The organism is Pararhodonellum marinum (assembly GCF_015354735.1).
In the GTDB taxonomy this organism is placed as follows: Bacteria; Bacteroidota; Bacteroidia; order Cytophagales; family Cyclobacteriaceae; genus Pararhodonellum; species Pararhodonellum marinum.
This window is the reverse complement of record NZ_JACEFJ010000048.1, coordinates 1-745: the sequence shown is the minus strand read 5'-3', so window position 1 is coordinate 745 and position 745 is coordinate 1. Positions and strand designations below refer to the sequence as shown.

1 protein-coding gene is annotated in these 745 nt (G+C 32.6%); it reads left to right on the top strand.

Annotation, left to right across the window (positions count from 1 at the left end; genetic code table 11):
- Positions 1 to 87 precede the first annotated feature (87 nt).
- Positions 88 to 745 (top strand): hypothetical protein (locus tag H1A14_RS23070; RefSeq protein WP_194778675.1); only part of this gene is annotated, 658 nt, incomplete at its 3' end.

Below are 745 nucleotides of genomic sequence, written 5' to 3'. Positions count from 1 at the left end.
ACTTTGAAAGAAAGAATTGTGCTTCAGAAGTTGCCACAAGCCATACGCGCAAAACGTTAGGCACAATTATGAACAGACCCCGTATCAATGAACATCACATATAAGACAAGAAATTTCTATCCTGACGAGTTGCGAATATTAAAATCATTGAAAACTCAGAAAGAAAAGGAAACTAGTAGCAAAATCAAAGTTTATCATTTTCTTATTGCTGGACTTTTAGGAGCAGGCTTGACATATGTTACGACTATAATTCCTGACAGCTTTTGGACTTTTCTTTTAGGGACAATTGCAGTTTTCGCATTTGGATTTATTGTTTTTATGCCCTACAAAATCTACAAACTAAAAAAACGACACAAATTATTTTTACGACAATTAAGCTCAACCATAGAGAAAGGAACGGTTGAAACTTGCTTAATTAACACAAAACGGATTGCAATAGCACCAGAATATGAAGACGAAAGTGACTTGTATATTGTCGCACTTAATAACAACGAAGTTTTGTATTTGTGGGACACGGAATATAACCTAAATAAAAAGTTTCCATGTTTAGACTTTGAAATTTATGAAATTAGCTTCTTCAAACTTATTGGCAGACAGATTTATCCGTTAAGTGAAAAAATTCATCCAGTGAAAATTGACAAAAAAGCAAAATGGAATTTTATGAAACAGTATGGTGCTTCAGGACATTTAGAAACTGAAAAAATTAACTTTGACAACTTACTGACAAAATATAATAACTGTGCCT